Origin of the sequence: Paraburkholderia sp. (assembly GCF_026225065.1) — a bacterium.
Lineage (GTDB): Bacteria > Pseudomonadota > Gammaproteobacteria > Burkholderiales > Burkholderiaceae > Paraburkholderia.
This window is the reverse complement of sequence record NZ_JAMFSB010000066.1, coordinates 1-18,269: the sequence shown is the minus strand read 5'-3', so window position 1 is coordinate 18,269 and position 18,269 is coordinate 1. Positions and strand designations below refer to the sequence as shown.

15 protein-coding genes are annotated in these 18,269 nt (G+C 63.5%); 9 read left to right on the top strand and 6 right to left on the bottom strand.

Features of this window, described 5'->3' with window-relative positions:
• Window positions 1-224: HAD hydrolase-like protein (locus M0954_RS05210; protein WP_297351985.1), on the top strand; the 224-nt coding region annotated here is incomplete at its 5' end.
• Window positions 225-261: 37 nt separating this feature from the next.
• On the opposite strand, the gene M0954_RS05205 is transcribed toward M0954_RS05210, so the two are convergent.
• Window positions 262-858 carry a hypothetical protein gene (locus M0954_RS05205; protein ID WP_297351983.1) on the bottom strand — a complete coding sequence of 199 codons (597 nt, stop codon included), beginning with the start codon at window positions 856-858 and terminating at the stop codon, window positions 262-264.
• 345 nt (window positions 859-1,203) lie between these two features.
• On the opposite strand from M0954_RS05205, the gene M0954_RS05200 reads away from it, so the two are divergent.
• The 4 genes from M0954_RS05200 (at window position 1,204) to M0954_RS05185 (ending at window position 4,248) form a co-directional block, all read left to right on the top strand.
• Window positions 1,204-1,707 carry a PRC-barrel domain-containing protein gene (locus tag M0954_RS05200; RefSeq protein WP_297351989.1) on the top strand — a complete coding sequence of 168 codons (504 nt, stop codon included), beginning with the start codon at window positions 1,204-1,206 and terminating at the stop codon, window positions 1,705-1,707.
• Window positions 1,708-1,806: 99 nt separating this feature from the next.
• Window positions 1,807-2,205, top strand: a complete 399-nt coding sequence (locus tag M0954_RS05195; protein ID WP_123387389.1) for a DUF3175 domain-containing protein — start codon at window positions 1,807-1,809, stop codon at window positions 2,203-2,205.
• 79 nt (window positions 2,206-2,284) lie between these two features.
• Window positions 2,285-3,604 carry a cation:proton antiporter gene (locus tag M0954_RS05190; RefSeq protein ID WP_123387390.1) on the top strand — a complete coding sequence of 440 codons (1,320 nt, stop codon included), beginning with the start codon at window positions 2,285-2,287 and terminating at the stop codon, window positions 3,602-3,604.
• A gap of 83 nt (window positions 3,605-3,687) precedes the next feature.
• Window positions 3,688-4,248 (top strand): FUSC family protein, encoded by a 561-nt coding sequence (locus M0954_RS05185; RefSeq protein WP_297351981.1) that lies wholly within the window; start codon window positions 3,688-3,690, stop codon window positions 4,246-4,248.
• 97 nt (window positions 4,249-4,345) lie between these two features.
• On the opposite strand, the gene M0954_RS05180 is transcribed toward M0954_RS05185, so the two are convergent.
• A complete protein-coding gene (locus tag M0954_RS05180; RefSeq protein ID WP_297351979.1) occupies window positions 4,346-5,401 on the bottom strand; it encodes an aldo/keto reductase in 1,056 nt (351 codons plus the stop codon).
• Window positions 5,402-5,683: 282 nt separating this feature from the next.
• Here M0954_RS05180 and M0954_RS05175 point away from each other — a divergent pair, with 282 nt between their 5' ends.
• Complete coding sequence (locus tag M0954_RS05175) at window positions 5,684-10,294, top strand: DEAD/DEAH box helicase (protein ID WP_297351987.1); 4,611 nt, start codon at window positions 5,684-5,686, stop codon at window positions 10,292-10,294.
• A gap of 205 nt (window positions 10,295-10,499) precedes the next feature.
• Window positions 10,500-12,503: a cyclic di-GMP phosphodiesterase gene (pdeR, locus tag M0954_RS05170; protein WP_122155752.1), complete on the top strand. Its 2,004-nt coding sequence runs from the start codon at window positions 10,500-10,502 to the stop codon at window positions 12,501-12,503.
• A gap of 13 nt (window positions 12,504-12,516) precedes the next feature.
• Here pdeR and M0954_RS05165 read toward each other — a convergent pair whose 3' ends face one another.
• From M0954_RS05165 to M0954_RS05155, 3 genes are all read right to left on the bottom strand, one after another.
• Window positions 12,517-13,395, bottom strand: coding sequence for a crotonase/enoyl-CoA hydratase family protein (locus M0954_RS05165; protein WP_122155751.1), 879 nt, complete (start codon window positions 13,393-13,395; stop codon window positions 12,517-12,519).
• 534 nt (window positions 13,396-13,929) lie between these two features.
• Window positions 13,930-15,033 (bottom strand): malate/lactate/ureidoglycolate dehydrogenase, encoded by a 1,104-nt coding sequence (locus M0954_RS05160; protein ID WP_297351977.1) that lies wholly within the window; start codon window positions 15,031-15,033, stop codon window positions 13,930-13,932.
• A gap of 33 nt (window positions 15,034-15,066) precedes the next feature.
• On the bottom strand, window positions 15,067-16,530 hold the full coding sequence (locus M0954_RS05155; RefSeq protein ID WP_122155749.1) for a M20 family metallopeptidase: 1,464 nt from the start codon (window positions 16,528-16,530) through the stop codon (window positions 15,067-15,069).
• Window positions 16,531-16,683: 153 nt separating this feature from the next.
• Between M0954_RS05155 and M0954_RS05150 the strand changes: the two genes are divergently transcribed.
• Both M0954_RS05150 and M0954_RS05145 read left to right on the top strand, forming a co-directional pair.
• A complete protein-coding gene (locus M0954_RS05150) occupies window positions 16,684-16,992 on the top strand; it encodes a superinfection immunity protein (protein ID WP_122155748.1) in 309 nt (102 codons plus the stop codon).
• Between the two features lie 139 nt (window positions 16,993-17,131).
• Window positions 17,132-17,764, top strand: a complete 633-nt coding sequence (locus M0954_RS05145; RefSeq protein WP_122155747.1) for a LysE family translocator — start codon at window positions 17,132-17,134, stop codon at window positions 17,762-17,764.
• A gap of 65 nt (window positions 17,765-17,829) precedes the next feature.
• Here M0954_RS05145 and M0954_RS05140 read toward each other — a convergent pair whose 3' ends face one another.
• Window positions 17,830-18,117, bottom strand: coding sequence for a YodC family protein (locus tag M0954_RS05140; protein WP_297351975.1), 288 nt, complete (start codon window positions 18,115-18,117; stop codon window positions 17,830-17,832).
• Window positions 18,118-18,269: the final 152 nt, after the last annotated feature.

The window sequence follows — 18,269 nt, the reverse complement described above, 5'->3', positions numbered from 1 at the left end:
TCATTGCCGCAGCACACCGCCTGGGCGTGCAGATCGAACAGAGCGTCGTGGTGGGCGATAGCATCTGGGACATGCTGGCCGCACAGCGCTGCCGTGCGTTGGGAGTTGGGGTACTGTCGGGCGGCTATGGTCAGGATGAACTCGAACGTGCCGGCGCATTGCGCGTCTATGAAGACCCTGCCGATCTGTTGCTACATCTCGACGAGGTTGCCGCACGGCCGTGACGCGATAGTTCTCGTGCCGCCGTTCGCGCCGCTGCGGCTACCACGGGCTGCACGGTGCGATGACCAGCATCGCGACATCGGTCGCTACCAGGCCAAGGATGAACATGGTGCTGGACATCGCGCAGATTCTCGATAGAAACCAGTCGCGCTCGGCACGCGTGCCTTTCAGCGCCGCGGGAAAGCGCCATGGAATGCGCGCGGTGCGCCACAGGTTGCGCCACGCCACGAATGTGCCAAACGAGGCGAATATCAGGCAGACAACGCTGGCGACGACAACCGTCAGCGGCGTCCAGGCCATGGCGTGCACAACGAATAGAGGTGCGCCGGCCTCGCAGCGCTGCCCGAGCACCATCTCTGCAATGCTCACCTGAGCAAGCCAGGCGAGCGGCGTCACGAGCAACGCCATCAGAATCTGCAACGCGCCGATTTGCTGCGGGGCAGCTTGCGTAGCTGAGCGCTTTGCATCCGAATGCTGGGATTGCTGTGCCTGCTGGATATGCGCCTGCGAGGTCCTGGCCGGTTGTGCGGACACCGGCTCACGCGCAACGGCGCGGCCAGGCGGGGATTGAGTGTCGGTGTCGCGGCGAGGGCCGTGACACGAAGGGGCGCGCGCGTTGAATCTGTCCGCGGTCATGCTGATTCCGATAAAGATACTGTGTCTACTGCTCTAGTTGCTGTGCAACGCAGCAAGAAACGGGCCGATTTAGCAAAGTGCCGAATACATGCCGTGGCGCGGCCTTATTTCGCCCGCGGCGCTTCAGCAGGCCTCAGCCGCCGCGCAAGAATTGCAATCTGCGCGACGCTTTTTACGCACTGTGTCATTCCGCTGCGGAGCAGATCGCAGAAACGGCCGGGCGGTTGCGCAATGAAAGCGTATGGAAAGCAAACTGAGGGGAGATTTCCACTGACGCGCCACCGGAGGAACAAGCGTTGCTGCGATGAAAGGACATCAATCTGTCCAGGGAGACACATCATGAGCATGCTCAACGAAACGCGCACGAGAACCGGCGCTGGCGCCGGTGCGAAGATCGTCGGTAAAGGCAGTCGTAGCGCTGACGGACCGGGACCGGACGTGATGGCAGCGGCCACGCTCGACGGCAACAAGGTGCTCAGCAGCGAAGGCGACGACATCGGTAAGGTCAAGGACATCATGCTGGACGTACGCTCGGGGCGCATCGCCTATGCGGTGTTATCGAGCGGCGGCTTCCTCGGCATGGGCGACAAGCTGCTCGCCGTTCCCTGGGATGCGTTGACGCTCGACACGGAACGCAAGTGCTTCCAGCTTGCGATGTCTTCGGAAAGCATCAAGAATGCGCCGGGCTTCGATAAGGATCATTGGCCGTCGATGGCCGACCAGACGTGGGCGACCTCGGTCCACCAGTTTTACGGCAGCGAACCCTACTGGGGCCGCGACGACCTCGGCGTCGGCGCGACTCTACCGGGCGGCGCGGAAGCGCCTGAGGCCGGTGGCGTGAAGCTGTGACGGTAGGGTCAACTTGATGGCGGCGCTGCACCGGGTGGCGCTCCACCGCGTAGCGGTCCACCTGGTGGCGCGCCCCCGCTTCATACGAGGCACAACATCATGGTCAGCAGAAAATCGAAGCGCCCCGCGGCGCGCGCAAAGTCCGGGCGGCCGCCCCGGCAACGTCATGCGCGAGCCACCGCAAACCGCCATGCAAAAACAGGCGGTGCCCAGCAAGCGAGCCGTTCGAACCGGTGGTCGCATCACGTCATGGAAACCAGCGACGCCATGGACATCGAAGCGAATGTCTTCAAGACCGGTAGCGCGGAGTCGATCGCCGAGTCACTGAAACGCTCCTCGACGCACAGCCGGCGACGCAAAGGCACGCCCTTCCAGTCGGCCATGTCGATGCTCAATTTCTACATCAACCGCGCCGGCAAAAATCTGCCCAAAGGACGCCGCGCCACCCTCGAGCAGGCCAAACGCAAGCTGCGCATTGCCTTCGGCCGCTCCCCGTAACCGGGGCTACGCCCCGCGGATCAGCGCTGATTCAAGGCAAGCCCTTGGGCCCGCCAGCGCCCCGCCTCACCGGATGCCTATGGACGAAACACTCTGGTTTCTCATCGTCGGCGGCGTGCTCGTCTTTATGGGCGTCGCCGCGACCACTTTCAGGCGGTTGCCGGTCAGCGCCGCCATGTTCTATCTGGGCATCGGTTACGCACTCGGGCCGGCCGGAGTGAACCTGTTGCACCTCGATATCGTCGGCGACGCTCATTTGTTGCGAATCATGACCGAGATCGCCTTGCTGGTCTCGCTGTTCGCCATCGGCCTGCGACTGCGCGTACCGGTCTTCGACGCCCTGTGGTGGCTGCCGCTGCGCCTGGGCGCGCCAGCCATGCTCCTGACGATTCCGTTGCTGATGCTGTTCGGGGTCTACGCGCTACGCCTCGACTGGGGGCCAGCGCTTCTGCTCGCAGCGATTCTCGCGCCCACCGATCCCGTGCTCGCCCACGACGTGCAGATTCACGATCCAGGTGACCGCGACCTGTTGCGCTTCGCGCTCTCCGGCGAAGGCGGCCTGAACGACGGTATCGCGCTGCCCTTCGCGATGCTCGGCCTCGCGCTTTGCGCGGCTCCGCCAAGCGCCATGACCACGGCGTTGAGCTGGCGCTTTGCCGCCACTGCAGTCTGGGGAATCGCCGGCGCGGTCGCGATTGGCGCCGTGCTCGGCTGGGCCACGACGCACGCCGTCACCTGGCTGCGGACCCACCACGCGCAGGCGCTCGGTCTGGAAGGATTTTTTGCGCTGGGACTGATCGAACTGTCGTTTGGCGCCGCCCAACTCGCCCATACCTACGGATTCCTTGCGGTGTTCGCGGCGGGCGTCGCGATGCGGCGCGTCGAACACCAGGCAAGCGGCGAGCGCTCGCCGCGCAGCACGATCGGCACGGTCGATTCCGAAGACGTGTCCGCGACCGCTGCGGATCCGGACAAGGCCCACGCCTATATGACCGAATCGGTGCTGGGCTTCACGATCGAGCTGGAGCGGATCGCCGAGGTGGCCATCATGGCCATGATCGGCAACGTGCTCGCCACCCTGCGCGCCCCGCTTCTCACGTGGCAGAGCGCAGCGCTTATCGTTGTGTTTTTTCTGCTGGTGAGACCCATTGCGGTCGAGCTGTCCTTGCTGGGTTCGCGAGCGTCCCAGGCGCAACGCCGTCTGATGAGCTGGTTCGGCATTCGCGGCACGGGCTCGTTTTACTACCTCGTCTATGCACTCGAGCATGGTCAGGCAGCGCAAATTCTGCCGCTGGCGCCGCTCGCGCTCGCGGTCGTGACGGGATCGGTGGTCATACACGGGGTCTCGGCGACGCCACTCATGAACTGGTATCACCGCGCACGCGGCCCGGATCCATGAAAGTGCGCCTGATTCCGGTTGGGCACCTCAATGAGTCGATAGAATATCCTGCTGTTCACAACGTCTTTATGCGACAGGGCCTCATGACGGAATCCCCCCAGACCCGGCGTGCAGCGCAGGCAAGCGCCGCCGATTCGCTACTCGCATTCCTGAAATCGCTGCCGCTGCCCGACCGTCTCATCGAGGGTTGTGTGATGGCGCTGCAGGCGGTAGCGGGCGCCAGCATCGCGTTTACGATCGCACGGGCCTTGCACACCCATCAGCCGTTCTGGGCCGCCATCACCGCGATTGCGGTGAGCCAGCACAACTATGTCGACACCCGCAAACTCTCGCGCGACCAGTTTCTTGGCGCGATGGTCGGGGGCGTGTGCGGCCTCGCCGGCACGCTGCTCGGCGGTGGCTATTTCGTCGCCTATATGGCGACGGTGGCGGCCGCGATCATCATCTGCTGGGTGGCCAATATCGGCAGCGCGGCGCGTCTGGGCGGCATCACCGCCACGATCATGTTGCTGGTGCCGCGCATCGGTCCGCCATGGGAAGTCGCGCTGATCCGCCTCGGCGAGGTCACGATCGGAACCGTCATCGCGTTACTGGTGTGCCGGCTGATTCATAGCATCGAGCAGCGCTGGTTCGTCAAGTCATAAGCGGTGCGGCGCAGTGGGCTATTCCACAGTGGGCTATTCATTTGCACCCACCGTGCCCATCGCGCTCGCACCAAGAGCTTCCCCCAACCTAAACCGCTTACTTCAGCGAACGCCGGCTGCTCTCCGTCACCTGCGCGCGGCGCGGCTCGCCCTGACGCTCCAGCATCCAGCCGGGATACTCAGACGGCAACTCGCTGACGGCATCGAGCTTCGCCAGTTCTTCGGCGCTCAGTTCCACCTTGGTGGCGGCGATATTGTCGTCAAGCTGTTCGACCTTTTTCGCACCGACGATTACCGTCGTCACCGCGCGCTGATGCAGCAGCCAGGCGAGCGCGATCTGTGCGACCGACACGCCCTTCGCCTCGGCGATGCCGCGCATCGTATCGATACAGTCGTAAGCGCGCTCGCGATTCACCGGCGGAAAATCGAACGTGGTGCGGCGGCTGCCGGCCTCACCTTGTTGCTCGCGCCCATACTTGCCGCTCAGCAGGCCACCCGCGAGCGGGCTCCAGACCATCAGTCCGAGCCCTTCGCTATGCAGCATCGGCACCAGTTCGCGCTCGAGATCGCGGCCCGCGAGCGTGTAATACGCCTGCAGCGTTTCGAAGCGCGCGAGGCCGAGGCGGTCGGCGACACCCAGCGCCTTGACGATCTGCCAAGCGGCCCAGTTCGACACGCCGACATAGCGCACATGCCCGTGCTGAACCAGCGTATCGAGCGCACGCACCGTTTCTTCGATCGGCGTGGCCGGATCGAAGCCGTGAATCTGGTACAGATCGATGTGATCGAGTTGCAGGCGTTTGAGGCTCGCCTTGATGCCGTCCATGATGTGATAGCGCGAGGCGCCGCGCGTGTTGGCGGATTCCGCGGTCGCGCCGAACACCTTGGTGGCCACCACGACCTGATCGCGCGGCACCTTGAGGTTTTTCAGCGCGAGGCCGGTGATCTGCTCGGACAGGCCTTGCGCGTAGACATCGGCGGTATCGATGAAGTTGATGCCAGCATCGATGGCGCGGCCGACCAGACGTTCGGCGTCGGCCTGCTGCAGATCGCCAATCTGACGCCAGATGCCTTCGCCACCCCCGAAGGTCATCGTGCCAAGACAAAGTTCGTACACAAACAGGCCCGTGCGGCCTAGCTGGTTATAGCGCATCGTTATTGCTCCGACTGGTTGGGGGAAACCATTGAGAATACTGCACAGGGCGAAATCCAGCAGCGGCGGCGACAACTTGATAGCCGGCGCGTCACCCTCGCTGTCAATGGTGCAATCTCTACTCGCCTTCGCCTGAAAAGCGGCAAAACCTGCCGCTTTACGACGCTCCGATCCGCATGGCGCGCCGCCTGAAAACCTGCGAGACTGGGCCTTGACTCCTCACATCGTGCGGCGTGCGCCGCCCCTCTGGATATGGCCCGTCGTGCCCCCATCTATGGCAGCATGATTCCTGCCGTTTCTCCCTCTCCCGCCTCTTCCTCAACCGGCGTGCTGGACAGCTTTCATCCGGCAGTGGCCGGCTGGTTCCTGAAAACGTTTCCGGCGCCCACCGATGCCCAGGTGGCCGCATGGCCGTCAATCCGCAACGGCCGCTCGACACTGGTCGCCGCTCCGACCGGCTCCGGCAAGACGCTCACCGCGTTTCTGTCGGCGCTGGACGATCTGGTTCAGCAGGGGCTCGCCAATGGCGGCGCGCTGCCTGACGAAACACTCGTGGTTTACGTATCGCCGCTCAAGGCGCTCTCGAACGACATACGTCTGAACCTGCAGTTGCCGCTCGAAGGGATAGCCGCCGAACTCGCGCTGCGCGGCCTGCCGCCGCTCGAGATCCGCACCGCTGTACGCACCGGCGACACGACCCAGCAGGAGCGCACCGCGCTGCGCAAACGCGCGCCGCACATCCTCGTGACGACGCCGGAATCGCTCTACGTGTTGCTCGGCTCCGACTCCGGGCGCCGCATGCTGTCGACCACGCGCACAGTGATCGTCGATGAAATCCATGCGCTCGCGGGCAGCAAGCGTGGCAGCCATCTGGCGCTCAGCCTGGAACGGCTCGATGCGCTCTGCGCTCGGCGTCTGCCGCGCATCGGGCTGTCTGCAACGCAAAAGCCGATCAGCGCGGTCGCGCGATTTCTGGTGGGTGGCGCGAGTGCGGACAGCGCTGAGCCGGCAGATTGCGCGATCGTCGATGTAGGACACGTGCGCGCACGCGATCTTGCATTGGAAATTCCGCCGGTTCCACTCGAAGCCGTGATGGCCAACGAAGTCTGGGAGCTCGTGTACAACCGGCTCGCCGAACTGATTGCGCAACACCGCACCACGCTTATTTTCGTCAACACCCGCCGCATGGCGGAGCGCGCCGCTCGTCATCTGACAGAGCGGCTCGGCAAGGAAGCGGTGGCCGCGCACCATGGCAGCCTCGCCAAAGAACATCGCTTCGACGCCGAACAGCGTCTCAAACGCGGCGATTTACGCGTGCTGATCGCCACGGCGTCGCTGGAACTGGGCATCGATATCGGCGATGTCGATCTGGTCTGCCAGATGGGTTCGCCGCGCGCAATCGCGCCGTTCCTGCAGCGTGTCGGCCGCTCGGGGCACCAGGTGGGCGGTATGCCGAAGGGACGGCTGTTCCCCAATTCGCGCGACGATCTGATCGAATGCGCGGCCTTGCTCGACTGCGTGCGGCGCGGCGAACTCGATGCCTTGCAGATTCCGCGTGCGCCGCTCGATGTGCTGGCCCAGCAGATCGTCGCGGAAGTATCGAGCGCCGAGTGGAGCGAGGATGCGTTGTTCGACTTGATGCGACGCGCCGCGCCCTATGCTGGGCTCGCACGCGAGCAGTACGATGCCGTGTTGCGGATGCTCGCGGAAGGCTATACGAGCCGCCATGGCCCGCGCGGCGCTTATCTGCATCGCGACGCGGTGAGTGGGACATTGCGCGGGCGGCGCGGCGGCAAGCTGGTCGCGGTGACGTCGGGCGGCACCATCCCGGAGAACGCCGACTATGCGGTGATTCTCGAACCGCAGGCCGTCAATGTCGGCACGGTCAACGAAGACTTCGCGGTCGAAAGTCTGGCAGGCGATGTGTTTCAACTCGGCAACGCGTCGTACCGCATCCTGCGCGTGGAAGCCGGCCGCGTGCGGGTGGAAGACGCGCAAGGGCAGCCGCCGAATATTCCGTTCTGGCTCGGTGAAGCGCCGGGGCGTAGCGATGAGCTGTCGTTCGGTGTGGCGCGTTTGCGGGCGCAGATCGATCAGTTGCTCAGTGACGACGATGGTGGCGTTGCTGGCGGCGCTACGGGAGCAGAAACAGAGGGGAAATCAGCCCGCGCAAAGACAGCGGCCGTAGCAAGTCTCGCCGCACGCCGACGTGCCCCACGCCGCGAACGCGCGTTTGCCATTGTCGGCTCGCCAGCAGCGTCCGATTCCGAAACGCCCTCGCAACTACATGACGTAGCCGTAGTGGACGCGCCAGCACGTGCGCCGGCATCCAATGCGCCACGCCTCGAACGCGCCATTGCCTGGATGACCGCCACGCTCAATCTCGACGAGCCGGCCGCACGCCAGATCGTCGACTATCTGGCGCGCGCCCGCGCCGCCTTGAGCACGCTCCCCACACAAAACACGCTGGTCATGGAGCGCTTCTTCGACGAATCGGGCGGCACCCAGCTCGTGATTCACGCGCCATTTGGCAGCCGTCTCAACCGCGCATGGGGCCTCGCGTTACGCAAACGCTTTTGCCGCACCTTCAACTTCGAGTTGCAAGCCGCCGCCACCGAGGACGCCATCATTCTCTCGCTGACCGGCAGCCACAGCTTCGCGCTCGATGACGTCTGGCGCTATCTGCACTCGAACACCGCCGAGCATCTGCTGATCCAGGCGCTGCTCGACGCGCCGCTGTTCGGCGTGCGCTGGCGCTGGAACGCGACCACCTCGCTCGCGCTGCCGCGCTACAGCGGCGGCCGCAAGACGGCGCCGCAATTACAACGCATGCGCAGCGAAGACCTGTTGGCGGCCGTGTTTCCGGATCAGGTGGCGTGTCTCGAGAATATCGTGGGCGAACGGGAGTTGCCGCATCATCCGCTCGTCGATCAGACCATCGACGATTGCCTGCACGAAGCGATGGACACCGACGGCTGGATAAGCCTGTTACGCCGGATGGAACAGGGCGAGGTAAAACTCGTCACGCGCGAATTGCCGGCGCCTTCACCGCTCGCGGCCGAGATTCTCACCGCCAAGCCGTACGCTTATCTCGACGACGCGCCGATCGAAGAGCGCCGCACCCAGGCCGTGCTCAACCGGCGCTGGTCCGATCCAGCCTCCGCCGACGATCTTGGCGCGCTCGATACCGACGCGATTGCCGGTGTTCGCGAGGAAGCCTGGCCGCAGCCGCGCAACCTCGATGAAATGCACGAGGCGCTGACCGGGCTTGCCTGTGTCAGCCATACCGAGGCCCAGCAGAATCCGGAGTGGTCAGGATGGCTTATGAACCTGGCGGAATCGGGCCGGGCCACCCGGCTGCAAAACCAGGCCGGTGCCGACCTGTGGCTTCCGGCGGAGCGACTGACCTGCCTCGCAGCCATCTATCCGGACGCCTCCCTCACGCCACCTATCGCCGCGCCCAAAGGCTTTACCGACACCTGGAGCGAACAGGAAGCGCTCGTCGACGTGATCCGCGCGCGGCTTACCGGCTTCGGCCCGTTACCGGTGGCCTCGATTGCCGGCTCGCTCGCACTCCCTTCTGCCGCCGTCGAGCAAGCCTTGACCGTGCTCGAAGCGCAAGGCTACGTGATGCGAGGCCGCTTCACACCGGGTGCATCCGCAGAAGAATGGTGCGAACGACATCTGCTCGCGCGGATTCATCGCTACACCGTGAGGCGTTTGCGCCGCGAAATCGAGCCGGTCGAGCGACACGACTTCATGCGCTTCCTGTTCGAATGGCAACATCTGACGGCCGCCACGCGCGGTGAGGGGCGCGACGCGCTCGCGGCGGTGCTCGATCAGCTGGCCGGATTCGAGGCGGCGGCCGGCGCCTGGGAAGAAGACATCCTGCCCACCCGTCTCAAGGACTATTCGATCACGATGCTCGACGAACTGTGCCGTTCGGGCAAGCTGGTCTGGACGCGTCTGACCGAGCGTTCGCGCGCGACCAGCGGACCGGTACGCGGCACGCCGATCGTATTGTTGCCGCGGCGCGACATCGGCCTATGGAGCGCACTGATCGATCAAAGCAAGCAGCCCGAACTTTCACCGCATGCACAAAGTGTTTATGACGCGCTTATTAAACACGGCGCGATGTTCTTCGACGAGCTGGCGAGCGACACACGCCTGCTCGGCATCCAGCTGGAATACGCATTAAGCGAACTTGTTGCAACGGGACTCGTGAACTCGGATAGTTTTGCTGGATTGCGTGCATTGCTGAAACCTGCCGCGAAGCGCAACGCGCATCACAGTAACCGGCGCCCGCGCGGTGGCGCGCTGATCGGGGGCATGGACGATGCGGGCCGCTGGGCGTTGCTTCAGCGCCGCACCGCGCCTGCCGTAGCGGAAAACGCAATGGCGACGCCGCCATCCGCCAGTCGCGCTCCCTCGTTTGCGCCCGAGGTACTCGAGCATCTTGTCATGACTTTGTTACGCCGGTATGGCGTAGTGTTCTGGCGGCTGCTCGCGCGCGAAGCCGAATGGCTGCCGCCGTGGCGCGACCTGCTGCGCGTCCTGCAGCGGCTCGAAGCGCGCGGCCAGGTGCGCGGCGGACGCTTCGTCAACGGTCTGTCCGGCGAGCAGTTTGCGCTGCCCGAGGCCATCCCGCTGCTGCGCGAAGTGCGCCGCCATGCCGACGACGGCGCGTTCGTCTGCGTGGCCGGCACCGATCCGTTAAATCTGGCCGGCACGTTGCTGCCGGGCGACAAGGTGCCCGCGGTGGCCGGCAATCGCGTGTTATACCGGGACGGAGTGGTGGTGGCGACGCTGGCAGCGGGCGAATTTACTTATATGACGAATGCAGAGGGTGACGCGCGGGAACAAATGCGCATCAGAATGGCGCGCCGTCATTAATGTCGCCATTAATTAATGCATTGCCATTAATATCTAGCCTATGTCTAAAGGATCATAGTACCTTGCCGTTATTGTTAACGACTGTTAGTCGCGGCCATCTGGATACAATGAAGTCAGTCTTTTAGCTAAAGTAGACTGCTTGCCCCCGCCGGCCTGACTATCCGAGCTGACGGCCCGCAGGCATGACTGCCCGGGGATAAAACTTATGAACGACGACCAACACGACCAGGTGCTCTATGCCCAGTTCGGCACAAGCAGCCCTTGCTGGCGTCTGTCCAAAGACAGTAACGCGCTCGAGCTGACGCCGGTCACGGGTGACATGCCGGCCAACGCCGCCATCTCCCTCACCCCGCAACAGGCCGGTCAGATCCGCCACCTCGCAGGCATCACTTCCCATCTGGTTCTAGACGTGCGCCTGTTCGGCCAGCCGCTCAAGCTGCATCTGGTCGGCAAGAAACTCAGCGGCAATCTGTGGGCAGGCACCGCGTCAGCCTATGAGGACACCGAATCGGTCGCGCGCGACCTCGTTCATGGCCTGTCGTTCGCCGAGCAGGTGGTGTCGGAGGTGAACTCGGTTGTTGTGATCGTCGATCGCAATGGGCGCATCCAGCGCTTCAATCGTCTCGCCGAAGAACTGACCGGGATGAAAGAGGAAGACATTGTCGGGCGCAGCGTCTGGGCCTTGTTCATGTCGTCCGAGGCAGGTGCGGCGTCGAGCCAGAACATCTCCGGTTTCTTCAACCGCGGCGTCTCATACGAAGTCGAACGGCTCGTGAAGACCGTCCACGGCGAGCGGCTGTTTCTGTTTCGCAACAAGTTCGTGCAGAGCGGCAGCGGTGTCAACGAGCAATTCCTGATCTGCTCGGGTACCGACATCACCGAAGAGCGTCGCGCGCAAGAACGTCTGACCGAGTTGGCCAACACCGATTCGCTCACCGGCCTCGCCAATCGCAACGCGATTCAGGACAAGGTGCGCGCGGCGATCTCGAGTGCGGCTGTCGACGAGTCGGTCGGCATCCTGTTCCTCGACCTCGACAACTTCAAGAAGGTCAACGATCACTACGGACATGTGTTCGGCGACCGGCTGATCAAGGACGTGTCGGCGGCCATCAGCACCTGCCTGAACGAGGGCGATACGCTCGCGCGGCTGGGTGGCGACGAGTTTGTCGTGCTGGCCGCGACCGGCACCCTCGAGTCCCTCGAAGCCACCGCACAGCGCATTCTGGAGCGCCTGCGCACACCGTTCAGCCTCGGCCTCGTCGAGGTCTACACCGGCTGTTCGATCGGCATCGCGCGGTGCCCGGAGCACGGCGACAGCCTCGAATCGCTGATCCGCTCGGCGGACACCGCGATGTACGTCGCCAAAGACGAAGGCAAGCGGACCTACCGGGTGTTTTCGCAGGAGATGGACCGCAAGGTGGCCGAGTATATGTGGCTCGACACCAACCTGCGGCGCGGTCTCGAAGAAGGCCAGTTCACGCTGTACTACCAGCCCAAGCTGTCACTTGCCACGGGTGTGGTAACCGGCGCCGAGGCGCTGATCCGTTGGAATTCGCCCGAGCGCGGCCAGATCATGCCGACCGAGTTCATTCGTTATGCCGAAGAATCGGGGCTGATCGGCCATCTCGGCCGCTGGGTCATGCAGACCGCAGCCTTGCAGGCCGCGCGCTGGAAAGCCGCAGGGCTCAATCTGCGGGTGGCGATCAACGTGTCGGCTCGCCAACTGGTCGATACCGCGGTGGTTCGGCATTTCGCCGAAGCGCTCCAGCAAGCGGGGCTCGACCCGTGCCTCGTCGATCTCGAACTCACCGAGAGCTGCCTGATCGAAGACGAAGCGGCGGCGATCGAGTTGATCGCGCAGTTCCGGCAACTCGGTGCGCAAGTCCATCTCGACGACTTCGGCACCGGCTATTCGTCGCTGTCGCAACTCGGGCGCATTCCGCTCGATGTCATCAAGCTCGACCGCAGCTTCGTGCGCTCGATCAACGCGGACAAGAAGGCCCAGGCGCTGGTGCGCTCGATGGTGGCGGTGGCCCAGGAGCTGAATTTCAAGGTGGTCGCAGAAGGCATCGAAACCGAGGCGGAAGAGGCGTTCATGAAAGGGCTCGGGGTGGAATACGTGCAGGGCTTTTTGTACGGCCAGCCCATGCCGGCCGCAGAATTCGAGCAATGGTTGCACGACCGGCAGAAGCTCAGGCTGATCGCCTGAGCTTCCGTCCGAGTCAGGCGATGCTGGCGCTAGTCTGGCGCATGCTCGAGGTGCGGCGGTTCTGCAACATGACGAGCCGTTCCATGAAAGCGAGATCCTTTTCTTCGATCGTGAACGCGGCTTCGACCCAGTCTTCGGTAATTTCCATCAGCTCGGCGCGCGAAAGTTGCAGCACGCGCTGACGTGCCCGCAGCATAGCGCGGATGCCGTTCATCTTGGGGCGCAATGTGTCGATGAACGTACGCGTCGCCACATAGGCCTCGCCCGGTTCGAACAACTGGTCGACGAGCCCCTTGCCCGCGTACCACTCGGCCGTGTGCGACTCGCCAATGCCGATCAGTTCTTCCGCGAGCCGCATGCCGGCCTTGCGCGCCACCAGCGAATATCCGCCCATACCCGGGAACAGATTGAATGCAATCTCCGGGAAGCCCATTCGTGCGTCGTTTTGCGCGAGCAGGAAGTGATGTGCGAGGGCGGCTTCGAACCCGCCCCCCAGCGCGGTCCCCTCCACCATCGCAATCGAGATCGCACCGGTATCGAAGCCGCGTGCTGCGGCATGCACGCAATCGACACAAGCCCTGGCGTACGACATCAAAGCCTGACGTCTGCCGGCGCGGATCGTCTCGGCAAAGAAGTCGAGATCGCCGCCGACGTTGTAGATCGACGGAATCAGCGACCCTGTCACCCAGAAGTCGATCGGCAAGCCGGACTCGCGCGCGGCCTGTGCCAGGCTGAGAATATCGTGCACCAGTTCAAGGTTAAAACAGGGACGCGGTTGCGCACGCAACATCATCCACATGATGTTGCGCCCCTCTTCGTAGTAGGCCGAAATCTGCGACAAATTTCCAGCTTCGAGAAACGGACGGCAGGCGTGATGATTGTGAAGATTCATTTTGAACGGTCCTTTAAGGTTAAACGGCGGCAAAGCAAGTCGAGCCTAAAGCAGACCTCAATGAGCTGGGAGCGGGTTTGCTAACGGACGAACGCAAGTTGTCCTCACATTCCCTCCAGGAAAGGGTTTCCGGCGAGTTTCAAACGGCAGACCGCACACCTGGCCGCAAACGATTGCCCGTGAAAAAACACACGGAAATGCTTGTGCCAAACCGCCGGAAATGCCGGTGGAGATTGGATGTGGAATTTATTGCCGGCGGCGAGAGCGACGGTAAATATTGACCCCCAGGCAATGCAATCGAAAATGCTGCTTGAGGTAATCTTTAAGTCGTGGTGTGTGGGAGAGAGAACATTCCCACCGCATAACGAGAGGGGTTATGCGTGATTAAGGACGCGGCGGGACAGAAAAGTTGGGGCGCCGAAGCGTTACAGCGGCAGCGGCAGCGGCGGTGGCGGTGGCGGTGGCACGGCACGCTGCATGGCAGCGGCAATGCCAACAGCAATAGCAGCGGCAGCAACCGCGGCAAGTAAGCCGTTATTGCAGATGCGCGGCCCAGCGCTCGATCTGCTCGGCCGGCATGCCAACCGCGAGCGCGGCGGCGCAAATCTGTTGCCAGCTAGTGGGGTCGACCGGCACGCCGTGCGTCTCCCGGTCGGCTCGCGTGAGCCGCTCGGCTTCGCCGGGTTCCAGAATGCGCCCGGTACCCGTTGCAAGCGGCGACGCCTTTACCCATTCGATAAACGCGTCGGCTTCGGCTTCGGCGTTCGGGGCGTCGAACGCGGCCGGATCGATGATCACCGACAGCATGCAATTAATGATGGCGTGGTTCGTGCCCAGCGTATCGGCATGGCTCGTGAAACCTCCCGACAGCGCCCCGCCGAAGATCTCGCACATCGCCGCCAGTCCGAAACCCTTGTGACCGCCGAACGGCAGCAGCGAGCCGACCGGCGGCTCCATCATCACTTTCGGCTCGAGCGAGGGATGTCCTGCGTTATCGATCAGCGCGCCCGGCGGTACCTGTTTGCCCTGGTTGTACGCGACCCGGACCTTGCCGAACGCCACCGCGCTGGTGGCGAAATCGAGCACCAGCGGCGGCCTGCCGCTGCGCGGATACGCGGCGCAGAACGGATTGGTGCCGATACGCCGGTCCGTTCCGCCGAACGGCGCGACGAGCGGATCGCCCGCTACATTGACGAAGTGAAACGACACGAGTCCGGCGCGCGCACACTGCTCGGCCCAGTGACCGATGCGGCCAATATGATGCGCACCGTGCAGACCTACCGCGCAGATGCCGAGACGTTTCGCGCGCTCGATGCCGAGCTCCATCGCCTCATACGCGATGACCTGGCCGAAGCCCTTGACGCCGTCGATGGTCAACACCGCGCCGGCGTCGCGCACGACCTTGGCGTGCAGATTGAGCTTCAGTTCGTTGTCGCCCACCGATGCCACATAGCGCGGAATCATGCTGACGCCATGCGAATCGTGACCGGTCAGGCTCGCGGCGAGCAGGTGGTCGGCGACCAGCTCGGCCTCGCGCGGCGAGCTGCCGGCCTGCTCCCAGATCGCCCTCACATAGGCATGTAGCGTTTCGGCGGGAATTCTTGGGAAAGACGATTGGGCCACGCGTGGATCGTTCATTCGCAGTATCTGGGAGCAGGTTTGGGGTTTAGGTCAAGGCGCCGCTGCAATCACATCGGCAACCGCGGCCGTCAACTTCTTGCCATAGGGCACATGCAGAAACTCGTTCGGCCCGTGCGCGTTCGATTTCGGTCCGAGCACGCCGCACACCATGAACTGCGAGTGTGGGAAGCCTTCCTTCAGCACGTTCATCAATGGGATAGTACCGCCCTGCCCCATATACGCGCAGTCCGCGCCGTAATGCTGGCGCGACGCGCCGTTGAGTGCCGAGGCGAGCCACGGCGCCAGATCAGGGGCGCTCCAGCCGGTTGCGGCACCGGCGTCGGGCTTGAACGTGACCTTGGCGTTGTAGGGCGGATCGAACTCCAGCAGCGCTTTCAGCTCCGCAACCGCCTTCGCCGCATCGAGAAGCGGCGGCAGACGCAGCGAGAGCTTGAACGCGGTGCGCGGGCGCAGCACGTTGCCAGCGTCGGCGATGGCAGGCAGACCGGCCGCTCCCGTCACCGACAACGACGGACGCCACGTCGAGTTGAGCAGCGCCTCTTTCGGATCGGTGGTGGTAGGCAGCACCTGGCGGCCATCCTGGCCGCAGGCCCACGGAATTTTCTTCCATACGTCGTCGCCCAGAATATGGGCAGTCGCCTCGGCTTCGCGCAGACGGTCGGCAGGAATCGGGCAATGGAAGCCCTTCGGCAGCAGATTGCCGTCCGAGGCATCTTCAAGACGGTCGAACAGCTGCCGCATGATGCGGAAGCTGGACGGCGTGATGCCGCCGTAGCCGCCCGAGTGAATCCCCTCGTCAAGCACATGGACTTCAAGGTCGCCCGCCACGAGGCCGCGCAGCGAGGTGGTCAGCCATAACTGATCGTAGTTGCCGGCGCCGGAGTCGAGGCACACCACCAGGCCCACTTTACCGAGCCGCTCGCGCAGTGCGTCGACATACGGCAACAGGTCATAGCTGCCCGATTCCTCGCAGGTCTCGATCAGGCCGACGCAACGCGGCCGCTCGACGCCTTGCGCGTCCAGCGCGGCCAGTGCCGTCAGGCTTGCGTAGATGGCGTAGCCGTCATCCGCGCCGCCGCGGCCGTACAGCTTGCCGTCTTCAAGTTTCGGGGTCCACGGCCCGAGGTCGTTGCGCCAGCCGTCGAATTCGGGCTGCTTGTCGAGGTGGCCGTACAGCACGATGGTCTCGGTGCTTCCAGAGCGTGTGGCCGGCGATTCGAAGAAGATGACCGGCGTGCGGCCCGGCAAACGGATCACTTCCAGCTTCAGGCCTTTGACTGGCTGTTGCTCTGCCCACTGCGCCGCGTCGGTCACCACGCGCTCGATAAAACCGTGCTTGGCCCAGTCCGCGTCAAACCCCGGGCTCTTGGCCGGGACGGCAATGTAGTCGGTCAGCGCCGGCACGATCTCGTCGTTCCACTTGCGATCCACGAATTCGCGTAGCGTATCGTGATTGATGGTCTTGGCCTGCTGGGCGGTGTCGTCGGAAATCATGATGGCTGTCCGGTCGGTCGGTCAAAACGCACATGATAGACCTCTCCGTTGCCGTCCTGAAGTCCCCCGTTCGGCCAGGGTACCGCGAATGGCTGCGCACATGGCACAATCGAGAGACAATCGGAAGATTCGGACTAAACCGGGAGTACCGCGATGGGAGGCAACACGCTCGTTCAAGCGGTCGCCGCAATCGTCGCGCTGGGTTTGTACTTCCTGCCGGCGATCCTCGCCGACCGCCGCAAACGCCACGATCTGCTGACGCTGGCCTTGTTCAACGCATGTCTGGGCTGGACCGGGTTCGGCTGGCTGGCCGCGCTTTATTGGGCGCTGCAGCCAAATCCGCCGAAAGACGTCGCTGAAGAAGTCGTGCAAACGCGGCGCGTGGTGCGGATGCGCAGTTTTTCCGCAGCGCTGGTCCAGCGCGTGCAAAACCGGGCGACCCGCAACAAAAGCGGACGTTGAGGCGAGCGGCACAAGCCGCTGCCCCGCCGCTGCGCAGGACGTTACAGGCGCTACTCACGCACGCTGCTATGGCCGCCTTTGCACCGCCGCAATTAGCCACACACCCGCTACGCACACTTCACTTTCACGGAGCCATTCAGTGCCTGAACTCGCAAAACTGCTGACCTTCGCCCTCGTCTCGCTCGGCATGGCGCTCACGCCGGGCCCGAACATGCTCTACCTCGTCTCGCGCTCGATCTGCCAGGGCCGCACCGCCGGACTGATTTCGCTCGGCGGTGTGGCTCTTGGCTTCGTGTTCTATATGTTCAGCGCCGCGCTCGGCATTACCGCCCTGCTGCTCGCTGTGCCATTCGCATACGATGCGCTGCGCTTCGGCGGCGCGCTCTATATGCTGTGGCTCGCGTGGCAAGCCGTCAAACCAGGTGGCCGTTCGCCGTTCATGGTGCGCGACCTGCCGGCCGACAGCCCACGCAAACTGTTTGCAATGGGATTCGTCACCAATCTGCTGAACCCGAAAATCGCGGTGCTGTATTTATCGCTGCTGCCGCAGTTCATCGATCCGCAACGTGGCCACGTGCTGGAGCAATCGCTGGCGCTCGGCTCGGTGCAGATTGCGTTTAGCCTGACGATCAATGCGATGGTGGCGATGATGGCCGGTTCGATCGCCGTGTTTCTCGCCAGGCGGCCAGCTTGGATCCTCGCCCAGCGCTGGCTGATGGGAACGGTGCTTGCGGGGCTGGCGATCCGGATGGCAACCGAGGCTCGGCGCTAAAACCGAAGGCAGCCGCATATCGCGCGACCTGACAGGTCGCGCGGAGGGGACGTTAAGACGATTGGCTAGGAGCGTGGGCCGGAATACGCGGTGCGCCCGAAGGAGCGCAGCGTCACCGAGCCGGCGGGAATCGAGCGCGGTTCGAGCCGCACATGTTCCTGCTCGAACATCTGCTGACGCAGTTCGCCATGTTCGTCGAACCACTGGCAAATTACCCAGTCGCCCGAAGTTAGCGCAACGGGACCGGCATAGGTCACCGTCATTCGCGGCCCACCCGTTTTGAGCGTAACCACGTCACCGACGCTCAGTGGCGCGAATGGTGTATCAAATGCATCGAGGGTAGCGGTCAGCATATCAATCCCCGGAATGAAAACGTTGATCTGTTTTAGCCCATTGTGTCAGCCAGCCTACTGGCGGAATATTTTAAAAAGTTTGCCAAGATTAACAATTGAATATCCCGTCCGCAAGCGATTTTTATCGATACCGTTTTCACGCCGAAGAGAAT